This is a genomic window from Minwuia sp. (assembly GCF_048007105.1).
GTDB lineage: Bacteria > Pseudomonadota > Alphaproteobacteria > Minwuiales > Minwuiaceae > Minwuia.
On sequence record NZ_CP180352.1, the window covers coordinates 492,162 to 507,557 of the forward strand.

Sequence of the window (15,396 nt, forward strand, 5' to 3'; positions counted from 1 at the left end):
GAGCAGAAAAATTAGCCAAATAAACCAAATTAGCAATTCAATTGACGGCCGCTCGTTACCGTATATACGTGAGCGAAAGAATAAATAAATCGGTAGAATAAATACACCCACAAACGCGATCACGAATCCGATAATTCCATACTGTATTATGAAATCAATATAGTAGCTGTGTGAACTTAAAAATACAAGGTCTGGAACCGCCGTTATCGATCGACCCTGTAGAAGAAGATAGACACTACCAGTCCCAAAACCGAAAATCGGGCTATCGGCCATGAGGTATATGGCTTCGTAGCCTATGATTTTTCGATAAAATAGCCCTGATAACGGCACTGCTGTGTGATCGACGAAAATTATCATCGAGATATAAGAAATGAATACAGATACTATAAGAGCGGCAGAGATTGCGAAGGCCACCCCTTTTGATCGCCTAAAGATCATTAATAAACACGATGTTGCAAATACTATTAATAGAGTTAGATATATCATTAACGAGTCCGCAATCAAACTAAAATACAAAAATAGTCCCGCCTGAATAAGATGACGAATGAAAAGGCTTACACTTACACCTGATTTTCTATGGTTTTTGAAATCATAGAGATGCTGCCAACATAAAAAGGAATAATATGCAAATCCGAGAAGCGTAATTACGCCAGAATGATTAGCGTTGATAAGCGGTCCCGAAAAAATCGAACGAGCCCATTCACTGTAATAAAATAGTGCGGAGTTCGGATTAAAAGTCCAAATTAGATATGCCGCCAGCCATACTATAGTAAGAAAATTAAAATAGTACTTAAAGAACGTATTTAACGATGCTCTGCTATGCAATATCTTATAACCGCAATAAATTAGAATTAAGTTTGAGATTGCGGCAAAAATATCAAGGTTCAAATTAAAGATTGCAAACCTACCTATATTAATGGAAGTTTGTCCTGGAAAATTGTTGGCGAAAAGATAAATTTGAAAAAACAACAACATGCAAAATGAAAGATAACAAATAAATGCGAGATTACGTATTTTTATGGTTCGCAAATGGATGCCATTAGTTATCATGTTTGAGGAAGGGCGTCTATCCTCTGAGCGATACATCAATGCAGCCAATGCTAGAAAAATAATAACAATAAAAAAAGTTGCCGCATAAAAGGGCCGTGCCAAGCCCAAAATGATAAATCCGCTTGCGAGAAGTAAGGCTGATAGGGACGCCAGCAAAGTAGTAAGCCTAACGATCCTGGGGAGCGACAAGCTCGCTCCAGATCCAGCCTTCCAGCGGCTGATTTTGGTCAGTGGTCGTTACTTTTAACCAGTTGTCGGATTGCTCAATGATTACGAGTGTCACAGATGGTGATATCACATCTACGATCCCATATTCGGTCCCTGGCCCGGACCTCAAGTTTACGCTGGGCGCCGTAACCTGAAAGGTCTCAACGTCGCGCGCTTGCGAAGAGTCTTGGTTCGGCGCCGCGACGTCCCTTGGCTCATTCGTGGCTGCCGGTTCTTCCGGCCGGCCTTCTGCCACCGTCCCTGTGCTTTCATTGACCTCGAACGAGGTCGCCGACTGAGGTCGTTCTTCACTTGAGTTGACGCCGGTCCGGAGGCGCCGGCTAGCGCCTTCGTCCCCCAAGCTTTCATTGTGGTTGTCCAGAGGAGGATCTGCCAATTCCCTTTGAGCGTCTATCGGGTTGGGACTACTCAGGACATTGATGCACCCATCTCTCTTGCTAGTGTTGCAGTCAATCGGACGTATCCACCCATAATGCAGTACCTGCGCATTTTCATCTAGTGTGGCCACTTGGAAGAAGTACTCACTTGATGATCGGCCTGGCGTAAGCGAAATGTTAGTGTCACCCGCTTTTAGCGCAAAAAATGAAACTATCAGCTTCCTTGCACCGTCGTCTTCCTCGACATCGGTAAGCGCAGTCTGCGCACGGAAGCCTAGGAAAATCAGCACGAGGGCGATGATAATGATTACACTATAAATGAATGGCCTCATACTCATGTGGATACCCTGATTGCATTTGAGATTTGTACGTTTTCGGGCCGGAGATTAGTGGCGCAAGCTTGGTTTGAAAACGCATTTCCGGATGGCGATGTCGCGCCTGTCATTGACCTTTTCCCTGCTTTCTCCTGGGACCGGCCCCCAGCGATTGGACCGGTTGGAATGGTAATACTCGGGTGGCTTTCCCGCCACGCTGGCCGGCAGGCGAAGCGGAGCGGAGCATGCAGGGATTGCCCAAGTAAGCCTTTGCATATCCCGTTCGGCGGCGAATGCATCTGCCCTGTGGCGTAGCCAGAGTTTGAGCCCGCCGTCAAGCGGTTGTCATCCTCGACCCAATCTCTGATCACGACACGTGTATGGGCGAGGCAGAGCAATAACCTTTGGTTCAACAATTCCTTCCCTTGAAGCTTTTTGCATCGCCTCGCTGCATCGACCTATGCGACGCGATGCCCTGCTACTCAACGCTGATCCAACCACCCCATGGCAGTACGGCATTGGAGATCTGCTCGGTCAGCTCGCGCGCAACACTGCGGCCTGAATGCGATGGGTCTGGCGGGCAGACCACTTTGAGTGGCGTCAGACCCCCGCCAGAAGGTATCTGATTGTTCACGGATTTGAACCTCCACTGCAGGTTCGGTTGTAGTCACACCCAAGCATGCGCCCGGGTGCCGACAGTTCGCGTGCGGTTGTGTTGTCGCCTTGGCGCCATGCCATCCTCACGATAGAATTGCGAGACTTGTGATTGATCATGACACCTTCCCGACGCAGCCGGGCATACAGACAGCGATAGCCGGTGTGCCAACATACGTGCGCCGGCTCGCACAACCTCTGATCGAGTTTGATAACATCATCCCATGTAAAGTGAGAACTAACTCTCTTGCGATTGGCGCTGACGACACCGGACACCGGCGGTTCAGACAACCCCTGGCAGGCTCGGAGATGGGTCACAGCCTTTCTACCTGGTAACGGGCTTTCGAACTTTCGTTCAAGTGGGCCCTTCAGCTTGACGTGGTCGAAGTCCACATCAGCGAGGAGCCCTTTGAGCTTGGCTTTAGCGCTCTCGATTACCCTCATGCGCCGCGCGTCCGAGACATACAGCACATCAGCTTCGACTTCCGAAAATAGATCCTGCCTTTTGGTGCCTCTTGCCAACCGGCCAGAACGGCGCCCTTTCCGTATGTCTTCGCCGCGTTCAACTCGCCGATGATCTGTCTTTTCAAAAATCTCGTTCTCCGGATCTCGTCCGCCCTTCTGTAAGTGCAGGACCCTTACTGAGACTGGCGGAAAATTCGGGCTCTCGTTAATCTCCAAATGCACGTACTGCGTCATATATTTCCGGCGCCGCCTTCTTCAGGGACGCCTGGCAAGACCAACAGCTCTTTATCGTCTGAGCAAGTTCGGCGCGAGCTGGCGGACTCGCGGACCAAAATTGAACGAATTTCTGATCCAGCGTTGCCGCGAGGTCGGGACTTCTGAACCCGAGGAATCGCCGAAACCTGTAACTTCTGGCGACAATGCTGACATCTGACCGACCGAGCGCAAGGGCGCGCCGGACCAGCGGAACGATCAGACTGCTTCGACCGCATTCTTGAGCCAGCGTCGCCAATTCCAGGAGTATGATCGGGTGATTTGGCATCAGGGAATAATAGTCGGCGATAGGCTGAGGGATTGATTCGGCAGTGTCGGTAGCCTGGACCTCACAAGAGGTACCGAGGGCGACATCACGTCGGATCGCTCGCTGCACGATGTCAGCTTCGGGAAATCGACTTGACCAAGTTTCGGGTCTATTTAGCTCAAGCTGAAGACTTTCCGATAACGTGTATGCGCCAAACCACAGACTTGCGCCAGCCGCAGCCAAGAGACACGCCACGAGGGCAAACAAGCGTTCCACCATCGCTTGCCTCAGGACCCGCGGACCGGTGTCGCCACTGGCCGATCGATCATGACGGGCATAACTTCGACCCTGATGTCGCGCTGGTCAATCCGATGGCGGTTTCCGGTGTACCCATGAATGCCCTGGCTGGCCGTGTCGGTACCGATGAATCTAAGTCGGCGATGCCGCGGGGCACCCCGAACGGCGTCCGATCTGCTGGTGTCGCTTTCATAGTAACAGTGACCCCATAGGTGCGCACTCTGTGGAACACACCAAAAGCAACACCATAGATGAGGCTCCGGCTGTCGGGGTTCAGCTTTCCACGTTGAGTCAATGGGATCGTTCGAAGTGGCTCTGAGAGCAAGCCAGCACTGTGATTAACGACATGATTGTCTTGAATAAATTCTGATTCTGCGACGCGGCTGCGTAAGAGGGCTGGCTCCTGGCGTTGGAAAACAGGCCGTGGACGCCATTATTCCGATAGCCAGCCAAAGAATTTCCGTTACGACGACGGCCTCTTCGGTTGCCGGCATTCTCAGAAGAGGCGCTCATCTACCCGGATAACGTCGCCCGGTAGCACTTTTGTCGTGCTTCTGGCGCGGATTTCATTTTCCGGGTCGCTTGCACGTTTGATAATGATGTCGTCTTCGTCCGCTCGGAACGTGAAACCACCGCCCATGGCGACAGCGGTTAGCACGTCGAGTCCACTTCTGTAAGGGTAGCTACCAGGTTCGTTGACTTCGCCAATCACGTAGAAGGGCCGATAGTTCATCACTTCGACACTGACGCGAGGATTTCTCAGGTAGCCATCAAGGAATGCCGCCTCGATTGAATCCTGCAACTCCTGGATGGACCTTCCGGCCGCATCGACGCCGCCAATGAGGGGCATCGACACTTCGCCAGTGTCGGAGACCTCGAATTCGCCGGACAGGTCTTCTTCCTGATAGACCGTGATCTTCAGCCGGTCACCGGCGCCCAATCGGTATGTCTGATCACCTTGAGCCAGTGAGACACTTACCACGCCCAGCCACAGTGAGATGGTTACAAGGGTAGCGACCAGAATACGCGGCAAGGTTACACCTTATTGAAGGGAAACTCAGTCCAGGAAGCCTATGCGAAGACGGACGCCGAAAACATTCTGAGAGTAGTCTTCGCCCGCATCTGACGAACTCCGGTGCTTGTAGTCATAGGTGGCGCCGAGTTTGACCCGCGGATGAAACACGTAGTCGATGCTGGCGCCCGCGGAATAGTCGTCGTCATCGGTAGCACCGGCGCCACCCTCATCCTGAAGGTTTGCGTAACGCGCACGGCCTTCGAGTTCCCAGGTCCGCGCCAGATCATGCGTCACCTTTGCAGAGAACGAGGTCACAAGGCGTGCGGAGGCGTCCGCGTCCTGTGACTCGCTCACGCTCCGCCCCGCGGTCAGGTTGATATTGGTGAGACGGTTGGGAAGCTCCCAGTTGACGGATCCGCTGAAGTCGATGCCGTCGACATCACCCAGGCCCGGGTCGTCAAACGTGCGCATCAGGTAACCGGCCGCGGCGCTGACCCGCAACTGCGCCGATGGAAAATAAGCCAGGCCGGCGCGGACAGCATACCCGGTCGAGTCGCGGTCAAATCCAGCATCATCGACCGCATCGACGTAATCGAACCGGTCCACGCGCCCCGTAACGAAGGCATCGATGTGTCGCTGCACGCCATAGGCGACGCGAGCACGGCCATGGTAGTTGATCACGTCGCGGTCATCATCATTGTTGACGGCATCCGCATCATGGAAATTGGCATAGAGGACACCGCCACCGCCACTCACCGACAGCCTGTTCGGCCGGCTCCTGACGATAACTTCGCCACGGTACCGATCGAACTTGGTGGGCTCCGCCTGCACGCCGGTATTGTCGTCTCCGCGATTGTCGTGCCCCCGCCGATAGCTGACGATGGTGTCGATTTTGGTCGCTCGGGTGACATCGATACGGCCATTGGTCACGAAGCGGGCGTCCAGGGAGTTGTCCGCGGTATTGTCCAGGTAACGATCCGCCGTGATACCGGAATCGATCTTGAGGCTATGACGGCGCCAGGTCGATTCCGCTTTCAGTGTCGGCGCGACAGACATGATGATGTCCGTCTCTTCCTGGCCCCGATCTTCCTGCGCGATGTTGTCATCGTAACGCGCCCCAACTTCAAGGCTGGGCTTCAGCAGGAACGAGCCTGCCAGAATACCGTCATCACGCCCGGATGACTGCGACCAAGCCGGATTTGCGGAGACCATGGCCAGACCGGCCGCCGTCAAAACTGCCCAAGGAGTCTTCATTTCCCACCTCTAACGTTCCGCTCAACATAAAACCGTTGTGCGGTCCAAAATCCATAGCTCGCAACCGTGCGCAAGCTTTGCGCGCCGAATGCCAGGCTCAGCCGCCGCTCGCCAAATCCGAATCGCTCTCGTCGGTCGTGTCTTCGTCAGCGAGCTGCTGCTCCGCCTCGGCAGCTTCTGTCAGCTCGGTCTCGTCCACACCGATCGCGGTCGCCACCGCCGGTGCAATGGCCGCGACCTCAACCTGGGCCGCAGTCGAGACGGCCGCCACGATCTCGGCGGCCGCATCCGGATTATCCTGAGCCACCGCGACAGCAATGTTACTGGCTTCCGCCGGCACTACGGCAGCCGCCGCGCCGGCAACCTGTGCTGCATTTTCCGGAGACTGGGACGCGATGGTCCGCGCGACCTGCGCCGCGCTGTCGGGGAAGGCGGTGACCATCTGGGTTGTCAGGGCCACAGCCGCATCCGGGAACTGCGCGATCACTGCCGCCACCGCAGCGGCGAAGGATTCGGGATCTGCCTGCACCACCTGAACAGCCAGCGCCACCGCACCAGCCTGATCCCCGGTGAACGAGTTCAGATCGCCCACGGTTTGGGCCTGCGCGCTTGAAACATTGAGCACGGCTGCAACGGATGCGGCGATGCAAAAACTGCGTAGCGGATTGAACATACGACTTCCTCTTGGCACGTTGCTTCGTTCTCTTATCAGCGCTCGTCCGACCGGTCAATCGAGCGCCTGCCGCGTCGGAAATATACCCACAGGTGTTGCAATTCCGTCAACATCCATCAACGGGCATTTGTCCGGGGTCGGAAACCGGCATCAACGAAATGCCGATCCGGGACTGGGCGGGATGAATCGGGACATGGCGGGACCGCGACGGTGCGATTGAGGCGGCCGTGTTGCGAATTCGGACCCTGGCTTTGTTTCGGTAAATCAGGGTTTCAGGCGGCTTGGCTCACTTTCTCCGCGGCGATCTACGCGCAAAATGCGGCGAAGGCGCGGCGGTGGCGCGCCCGCGCCTCACGAAGATACCGAATCAGAAGCCGGTGCTGGCGGCCACCCGGCAACAGGTCCTTGGCAGTCATCCGCTCGATCCGTCGAAGGAGGACGTTGGCCGAGCGCAGTTCTTTCGGCGACGAACCGTGGATCTCGATCTCCTCGCGGATTTTGAAGCCCGCATTGATGACATTTTGGACATCGTCGCCAATTTCCGGGCGCCCCGCCTCGAAATCGACTAGGGCCTGCTCGCAGCGGGCCACGCGCACTTCCGCCTCCGCGAGCGCCAACGCTCGAAAGTCCACCTCATCGCCGGGCAACAAGTCACTGGCGGAAATGTCAGGCTTGTCCAGGATGAGAGCGAGCCAGGTGTCAACAGCTTCTGGATCGGGACGAGCCGTCGCCCCATGGCGGCGGGCGTTACCCGCCACGACCGCCTCGCCGGCTGCGGTTCTCGGACCCGTGCTCTTTTGCGCGTTGTTAACCTTGCGCACCCTGATGGCGTCGGAACTCACCCTGAGCTTCCCCCAATGAATTTGTCCATCCTGATGTTTTGGAACAAGAAGGATCAGAGATGGCGAGTAAGCGTCACAAGCCGGAGGAGATCGTGGGCAAGCTTCGTCGGGCGGACGTCCTACACAGCCAGGGCATGCCAATGGCGGATGCGATCCGGCAGCTGGGGATCAGCGAGGTCACCTTCTACCGCTGGCGCAAGGAATATGGCGGCATGAGCGGCGATCAGCTGCGGCGGCTGAAGGAGCTCGAGCGGTTGCGCCGGGCGGTGTCCGACCTGACCCTGGACAAGCAAATCCTGTCGGAGGCGGTCAGGGGAAACTTCTGAGCCCCTCTCGCCGCCGGCGTTGCATCGATCATGTCCGCAAGCGTCTTCGGGTCTCGGAGCGCCGAGCCTGTCAGACCCTCGGCCAACACCGCTCCACGCAGCGTCATGTCCCGCGCGGACGTGATGACGAGGACCTGCTGGTCGCGGACATAATCGAGCTGGCCCGTCAGTATGGCCGTTACGGCTATCGCCGTGGCCTGCCCCGGAAAACCGGTCCAGGCTGATTGAGAGAGTCCGGACGGTTTGAGGGTACGTTGATCTGATCGCTGGCGGCAAGATCGTGGCAGGTGCTGGCGGTCGATAGCCCAGTGAGCTGTGCGGCCTGATGGTGTTGTAGTGCTGTCGCCATCGTTCGATGAGCACCTTTGCCTCCTGTAGCGTGTAGAAGATCTCGCCGTTGAGCAGTTCGTCGCGCAGCTTGCCGTTGAAGCTCTCGTTGTAGCCGTTCTCCCAGGGCGATCCGGGTTCGATATAGAGCGTCTTCACGCCGAGCCGCGGCAGCCATTCTCTGACGGCGATGGCGGTGAACTCGGCACCATTGTCAGAGCGGATGTGGTCCGGTGGTCCATGTCGTGTGAACAGCTCGGCCAGCACGCCCAACACGTCGTCGTGGCGCAGGCGGCGGGCGACCTCGATCGCCAGGCACTCGCGGGTAAACTCGTCGATCACCGTCAGCATGCGGATGGCGCGGCCGTCATGCGTACGGTCCTGCACGAAGTCATAGGCCCAGACATGGTTCGGCCAGCTTGGTCGCAGGCGGATGCATGAGCCGTCGTTGAGCCACAGCCGTCCGCGTTTTGGCTGCTTGCTCGGTACCTTCAGCCCCTCACGCCGCCAGATCCGCCACACGCGCTTGACGTTGACGTGCCATCCCTGGGCACGCAGCAGCGCCGCGATCCGACGATAGCCATAACGGCCATACTCGGACGCCAGCTCAATGATCGCTGCGGTCAGGGCATTCTCATCGTCGCGCACGGCAGAATGCCGACGCTGCGTCGAGCGGTGCTGGCCGACCACGTGACACGCCCGTCGTTCCGATACGTCGAAGCGGGCCTGTACGTGATCGACCGCATCCCGGCGGCGTGCGGGGCTTAGCAGTTTCCCTCGGCAACTTCCTTGAGAATCAGCTTGTCGAGCGTCAGGTCCGATACTGCACGCCTGAGCCGGGCATTCTCCTTCTCCAGCTCCTTCAGGCGTTTCGCCTGGTCGACCCGCAGCCCGCCATACTCACGACGCCAGCGGTAGTAGCTCTGCTCCGAGATGCCCAAGCCACGGCAGATCGTGCCAACCGTCTCGCCCTGCGACAGCCGAACCTCGGCTTCGCGCAGCATCCCGATAATCTGTTCTGGTGTGTATCGCTTCCGGCTCATCTTCTCCTCCTTCTCGAGGTTCAGGTTAGCCGGACTCTCTCAATCAGCCTGGACCGGTTCTCCGGGTGCAGGTCAACGCTACCAATAGCCGGAGGAAAGTTGGATCTTATGTCATCAAGATTGGAGGAAAATATGGGGGTCACGTCAACTTCGCACAAGCAATCTTGCAGCCCGTTCCGATGTCGATGCCGAGCCTATCTAGTCGATAGCGCCAGCCGAAACCCTATGTCGTCCGTCTCCGAAAACGCACGATAAGCGCCAAAAAGATCGACTTCTTTATTTACGATCCTGCGCCAAGACGCACCAACCAATACCAATTTTTTACAATTCGCCATCTCGGCAACAGAAACATCTTTAACACCATTCTGACCTTCGCATGTCGAGGTAACCTCAGCAACATTTCCGATCAGGTCGTGCATGCCGATGTCATTGGACTCAAATGAGCCGACAGGCGCCGTTTCAAGAAAGCCGTCATCACATTCAAGCGCCGCTGAAATTCGATACTTCCAAAAAGCCGTATCATCATGAAGGTTCTCGAAATCACATAGTTCTTCTGATCTCTCCCAATATGCTTTGATACTGGGACGCGAATAGGTCGATGCAGAAATCCATTCGGCCTTCGTCGGCAGCCTCAAATAGTCCTGGCCCTGCCCAAAGCCGAGCGCACGATTTGCCCAAATCAGAAAACCAACTAAATCTCTAGTTTTTACAAAGGAGACTGGATGATCCGAAGTCAAAGAGGAATGTGATGGGTGGAGTCTACGACACTCACCGGCATCAATGCACATTCGCCAAATCCTCAAAGAGACTTCATATTTCCCTAATAGGACGTCCCCCCCGCAAGGCGAACAAACGGGCCAAAAAGCTGGGTCGCCCTCTCGATCACAACCGACGGATCTGGCCCTGCCTTCGGTTTGGGCGCACTCGGCGGCCTGGAAAGGAACGCGAGCTTCTCAAGGGCCCCTGTTTCACTATCGGCTTCTGCTTTTGCTTCCGCCTGCCGTCGCTCCTCTGCTTCCGCCTGCCGTCGCTCCTCTGCTTCCGCCTGCCGCCGCTCCTCTGCTTCCGCCTGCCGCCGGGCTTCTGCTTCCGCCTGCCGCCGCTCCTCTGCTTCCGCCTGCCGCCGGGCTTCTGCTTCCGCCTGCCGCCGCTCCTCTGCTTCCGCCTGCCGCCGGGCTTCTGCTTCCGCCTGCCGCCGCTCCTCTGCTTCCGCCTGCCGCCGGGCTTCTGCTTCCGCCTGCCGCCGCTCCTCTGCTTCCGCCTGCCGCCGGGCTTCTGCTTCCGCCTGCCGCCGCTCCTCTGCTTCCGCCTGGCGCCGGGCTTCTGCTTCCGCCTGCCGCCGCTCCTCTGCTTCCGCCTGGCGCCGGGCTTCTGCTTCCGCCTGCCGCCGCTCCTCTGCTTCCGCCTGCCGCCGGGCTTCTGCTTCCGCCTGCCGCCGCTCCTCTGCTTCCGCCTGGCGCCGGGCTTCTGCTTCCGCCTGGCGCCGGGCTTCTGCTTCCGCCTGCCGCCGCTCCTCTGCTTCCGCCTGGCGCCGGGCTTCTGCTTCCGCCTGGCGCCGGGCTTCTGCTTCCGCCTGGCGCCGGGCTTCTGCTTCCGCCTGGCGCCGGGCTTCTGCTTCCGCCTGGCGCCGGGCTTCTGCTTCCGCCTGCCGTCGCTCCTCTAGCTCAGCCCGAATTTCCGCATCAGCTTCCGCCTGTATACGCTCCCCAAATCCCGAAGCGTTGCTATTCCGACTTTCGACGTTGTTTTGCAATTGAGAAATCCGCAGCCTCGCAATATCTTCGAACCATCCGTTCGGAAACTTCTTTAGATAGAGTTCATAGTCAACAATGCTTCCACCGCTCTCAATTGACTTCCAAAAAACAAGTTCGATTTCATTGACACTGACGCCTGCCCCACGACTACCTTTTTCTGACTGTGGCAGCGACGGTTTTTGAGTTTGAAAGGCAAAATCGACCTTAAAATTCGACGAAAACCAGGGATTCTGCTTACCATTTGTAGAATCATTTACATTCCGCGCCACTTGGGTAAATGTGCCTTCAATGCTGACGCTATCGGTGTCGAGTGCGTCCAGCAACGCACCCGTAAAAATTCCGTTCCGCCCTCTTTCCCCATCCAAAGCCACCTGACCCGGGCCGGCCGAATACATCACCACCATCCCTTTGTCACCGTCAATAACCTCTTCCGTATTGAGCCCTCGGCCAATATTTCGACTCCTCGACTGCAGTGGGTTGTCACGGCAAGCATCAAAGATAAAGATATTTAAATCAGCGCCCGAAGATATGACCTTTTTCATCAAATGATTCTGCGATATTGCTTCATATGGTAAGTCATCTGCGAACTCCAAGCGCGCGTCCGACGGTATGAACCAATTCCGGCCACCCACACTGACACCATGGCCGGCAAAAAATACGAGAACTGTGTCAAATGCTGCGGCCTTAATTGAAAAATCGGTTATTGCCCGACCAAAATCACGCAAATCTGGATCTATAATTTTTGTTACTTGGAAACCTAATGTTTCCAGTTTCGCAGCGACGTCGTCTGCGTCACGACCTGCATTTTCGAGATTTCCAACATGTGGATAATCATCAATACCAATTACCAGCGCCGCAAGCCTAGCCTGCGCATATGCGTTGCCTAAGCCCAAACACATCGTGCATATTATCAATACGCACATGAACCTCATATCACAGGGTCTTCTTGAATAGCTGAATATCAAACATGATGTTTGCCCTTCAGCAGCAGTTCAAACTCGAAATCATCAACCCGTTGATGTCGCGGCTGTCTTTTATTTTGCCCATCGATCGACAAACTGCATTGTGAAGATGGTGTGGTCACCAACAGACAGCCCACCCTTCCCGCTCGCAGTGGAAATGCGAGAATCCTTTCGACACCCGAGACTGAACGCTCAGGATGAATACGCCGCACCCGGTGATCCGCGACATCGACGGCGCAACTTGGACATCACTACTGCGGATAGAACTCGACACGCCTGTTTCGACTGTCTGTGCCAGGCGTAAACGCCGGTCGCGTCTCCCCCAGACCGGTCGCCGACACACGATCCTCCGCGATCGAGTGGACGTAGATTAGGTAGTTTCGAACACTGATGGCGCGGCTCACCGATAGACGCTGGTTGTATTCAGCATTTCCTGAGGCATCGGCATGCCCAACGATCTTGATTCCTAGTTCCGGATTTCTCTGGAGCGCCAGCCCCAGGTTATCAAGGTGCTGCTCGTACTTTGGCTCTACCTGCGCGCTGTTCAGCGAGAACTCAATATTCATGGCGAGGCCACTAGAGCCAGAGTTAGCCAAACTATCTGGTGTTTCTTTTTCGACGACGTTTCTGGGCCGAATTCCCCTCGTCAGCATCTTCGGCTCAACCGGCTTCCCCATCAAGACAGTTTCGATCTCATCGACGCTGGGCGCGCGATCAAAAAATACGTAGAGCCTCTCTTCCGCATGCGCCTCATTCTGAAAGATCACAACGGTTAGCAGCATTGCCGCGCACACAAGCCAAAATCTATTCATAACACCGCCCTTTCTCGTATTTCCCCTCGAATTTTAGCTAGTCCACCCGATGGCGCTTATCTGTGTATAGATAACACATTGCGCCCCATAGATCGTATCTCGGAGGACAACGCCCTTTGTCACTCGGGACAACATTCTGCGTACACCAGCCACGATGAAACATGATGCAACACTTGCCATCGCGGTGCCCGACACACCCTTCCGCACCGACCCTAAGGCTACCCCGAGGATTAATCACGTCACCACCAACAAAGGCGTTGCTGTCTGATCCCACCTTGGTCTCGGCGCTGCCCCCTTGACGCGCGCTGGTGATTACGTTTCCGCCCACATAGGCGCTCGTATTCCCACCATTACTCACGCCGACTTCAGTGTTGGCATCACCTTGCGTCACAACATCACCCCGAACATAGGCAGAAGCTCTTCCGCCACCGGAGACCTTTCCGACTGTCGTCGATGCCGACTCGCCTGAACGCGCTGTTGTTACGATGTTACCGCCCACAGACGCATCGACACGTCCCGCACCGTCAGCCACCCCGGCTTCGGTTGTTGCAGAGGCATTTGAACCTCTCGCGATCGTGGAGACGTTGTTGGTTCGTACGGTGATTGTTACATCCCCACCATCGTTTCCTCTAGCCGTTCCGATATCCGTCTGTGCTGAAGCATTGTTTCCCCGGGCAATGTTATTCACATCATCCGTCGATGCCTGGATCCGTACATTGCCAACCCGAACACCATTGCCAGCTCCGGGACCTGCCGGACCGCTTTTGCCTATGGTTTGGATTGTTGGACGTGGTTGCCCGCCAGTGAGTTTCCCTTCGACCCAATTCGATAGTCGATCGATTCCCTTCGACGCCCCGTAACTGCAGGCGAGATATACCACAAAAAACGTTGCGCCCCCCCCTATTGGAGTCGTCAAAGCGCCCGCTGCAAACCCGCTCTTGGCCGCAATTGGTGCACATGCGTACTTTCCCACGACGAACTTCGAGGCGGCCGCGGTCGCCTCGACTGCAGCGCCAGTCTTGCCGCTTCTCTCGAAACCTTCCCTGATTGCAAGCCCACCATTCAAGACTGTCAGGACGTTACCAGCCTTACCAAGCAACTTGCTTGCCTGCTGCAATTGACCAGCGCTTTCGACTAGCCGGAACTTTGCCCCTGCCCGTGCTCCCTTTTGCATTTCTTCGAGATAGAATTGATAATTGGCGAGCTTACCGCCTTCCACTGCGGCCTTAGCGACCTTGTTAAGTTCAGAAAGTACCTTCGTTGCATCTTTCGACCATTCCACCACAACATCCGGCCGCTCAGCCTTCGACTGGGCAAGTGCGGTCGAGTTTGCGGACACTATCGAAGCGATGAACAGACAAAATACGCCAACGCTGCGTAAAAATAATGCCGATCGGTTTTTGTAGATCCTACTCATCGATGGCGTCAAACGGTGCCAGAAGCTGAAGCTCCTGCGTGCCGCCTCCATTCTTTGCCTCGATCACAACAAAAATTCGCGGCGTCGCGACAGAGGTGGCAATTACAGCGAATCCCTGATCTGAGATTAAAGCAGCTGCCGGCAGTAGCGAGACGCGTGTCAACTCGGGTAGTGCGATAGTCTCCTGCGCAAGAAGCAACGCGTCTTTTCCAACTGGCAAACCTGCAAGGATATCAGACTTACCGTCTGCGATCCTTGCCAGAAGCGTATCAACCAATTGAGCCCGTTCTGGCTCAATGGCGGCTTCTGCCAAGGACGACGCCATCAGGGCAGTGCGCACATGCAACAGTCGAAACGCAACGCGCTGCCTGACCCGAGAAGGCGACAAGGCCTGATCCTGCCCTGGGTTCTTCAGAAACCGGCTCTCGAACTTAGCGACAGCTGCTCGGCTTTGGGACTGTATGGATTCGACCAAACCCAGCGATTGCCAACTCGATACCCAACGCGGGTGTGGATCAATCTCCGAAAGACCTGTCTGTCCGGATTCCAAAATTTGGGAGAATGTGACGTCCACCGCTGTGATCTGCGGCACCCGTGCTGTCTTGTCCCATTGGGTCAGAAGCCAGATATCCAATAACGGGCTATAGAACCCAACAACCGGACGACGGCTTTCAATATTTCCCGGCACAATAACCGCCGTCTCAAAAAAGGATTGCCAGATCGCTACATCCAATTCGGGACCTTCACCGGAAATATTGTTGGGCCACACGCTATTGTCCGCGCCAAACAGGTCAGAAATCCGCTCCGAATCGCTACGCCCCACGGCTTGCATCATAGAAGCCACAGTTACGACCCGACCCTCTGGCTCCAACTCAACCAGCATTTGTGCAAGGCCCTCCGGGGAAAGGGCCGAGGCCCCGCTGCTCTCCTCCCCCGTCTGTGCAGCCACCACAGTCGTTGTCCCAATACCAATTGGAATGGCGACAGCCAGACCCTGAATAAAGAGCCAAACAGCCATTGCGACATGAGCTCGATGTTTGGCCATGACTTGAAAAAAGGCGATCAC

The 15,396-nt window shown here is 55.9% G+C and carries 10 protein-coding genes and 3 pseudogenes; 1 reads left to right on the top strand and 12 read right to left on the bottom strand.

The features are described 5' to 3' along the window. Window positions 1–1,216: 1,216 nt before the first annotated feature. The 6 genes from ACMVY4_RS02370 to ACMVY4_RS02395 form a co-directional block, all read right to left on the bottom strand. The gene (locus ACMVY4_RS02370) at window positions 1,217–1,993 is read right to left on the bottom strand and encodes an SH3 domain-containing protein (protein ID WP_416898599.1); all 777 of its coding nucleotides are present in this window, start codon (window positions 1,991–1,993) and stop codon (window positions 1,217–1,219) included. Window positions 1,994–2,599: 606 nt separating this feature from the next. Beyond that, window positions 2,600–3,322, bottom strand: a complete 723-nt coding sequence (locus tag ACMVY4_RS02375) for a hypothetical protein (protein WP_416898600.1) — start codon at window positions 3,320–3,322, stop codon at window positions 2,600–2,602. 1,079 nt (window positions 3,323–4,401) lie between these two features. Next, entirely contained in the window at window positions 4,402–4,938 is a 537-nt protein-coding gene (locus ACMVY4_RS02380; protein ID WP_416898601.1) for a polysaccharide biosynthesis/export family protein, read from the bottom strand. A 24-nt stretch (window positions 4,939–4,962) separates the two neighbouring features. Next, the gene (locus ACMVY4_RS02385; protein ID WP_416898602.1) at window positions 4,963–6,174 is read right to left on the bottom strand and encodes an outer membrane beta-barrel protein; all 1,212 of its coding nucleotides are present in this window, start codon (window positions 6,172–6,174) and stop codon (window positions 4,963–4,965) included. 97 nt (window positions 6,175–6,271) lie between these two features. After that, a complete protein-coding gene (locus tag ACMVY4_RS02390) occupies window positions 6,272–6,847 on the bottom strand; it encodes a hypothetical protein (protein ID WP_416898603.1) in 576 nt (191 codons plus the stop codon). A gap of 305 nt (window positions 6,848–7,152) precedes the next feature. Continuing rightward, on the bottom strand, window positions 7,153–7,689 hold the full coding sequence (locus tag ACMVY4_RS02395; RefSeq protein WP_416898604.1) for a hypothetical protein: 537 nt from the start codon (window positions 7,687–7,689) through the stop codon (window positions 7,153–7,155). Window positions 7,690–7,748: 59 nt separating this feature from the next. Here ACMVY4_RS02395 and ACMVY4_RS02400 point away from each other — a divergent pair. Further along, a pseudogene (locus ACMVY4_RS02400) lies at window positions 7,749–8,209 on the top strand (transposase); the annotation flags it as partial. A 73-nt stretch (window positions 8,210–8,282) separates the two neighbouring features. Here the strand turns inward: ACMVY4_RS02400 and ACMVY4_RS02405 are convergent. The 6 genes and pseudogenes from ACMVY4_RS02405 to ACMVY4_RS02430 all read right to left on the bottom strand — a co-directional run. Next, window positions 8,283–9,385, bottom strand: a pseudogene (locus tag ACMVY4_RS02405) (IS3 family transposase); the annotation flags it as partial. A 194-nt stretch (window positions 9,386–9,579) separates the two neighbouring features. Further along, a pseudogene (locus ACMVY4_RS02410) lies at window positions 9,580–10,194 on the bottom strand (SUMF1/EgtB/PvdO family nonheme iron enzyme); the annotation flags it as partial. Between the two features lie 11 nt (window positions 10,195–10,205). Continuing rightward, window positions 10,206–12,062, bottom strand: coding sequence for a caspase family protein (locus ACMVY4_RS02415; protein ID WP_416898605.1), 1,857 nt, complete (start codon window positions 12,060–12,062; stop codon window positions 10,206–10,208). 290 nt (window positions 12,063–12,352) lie between these two features. Then, on the bottom strand, window positions 12,353–12,883 hold the full coding sequence (locus ACMVY4_RS02420) for an OmpA family protein (RefSeq protein WP_416898606.1): 531 nt from the start codon (window positions 12,881–12,883) through the stop codon (window positions 12,353–12,355). Window positions 12,884–12,950: 67 nt separating this feature from the next. Next, on the bottom strand, window positions 12,951–14,330 hold the full coding sequence (locus ACMVY4_RS02425; protein ID WP_416898607.1) for a hypothetical protein: 1,380 nt from the start codon (window positions 14,328–14,330) through the stop codon (window positions 12,951–12,953). Then, window positions 14,323–15,396, bottom strand: a complete 1,074-nt coding sequence (locus ACMVY4_RS02430) for a hypothetical protein (RefSeq protein WP_416898608.1) — start codon at window positions 15,394–15,396, stop codon at window positions 14,323–14,325. Before ACMVY4_RS02430 ends, ACMVY4_RS02425 begins: the two co-directional genes overlap by 8 nt.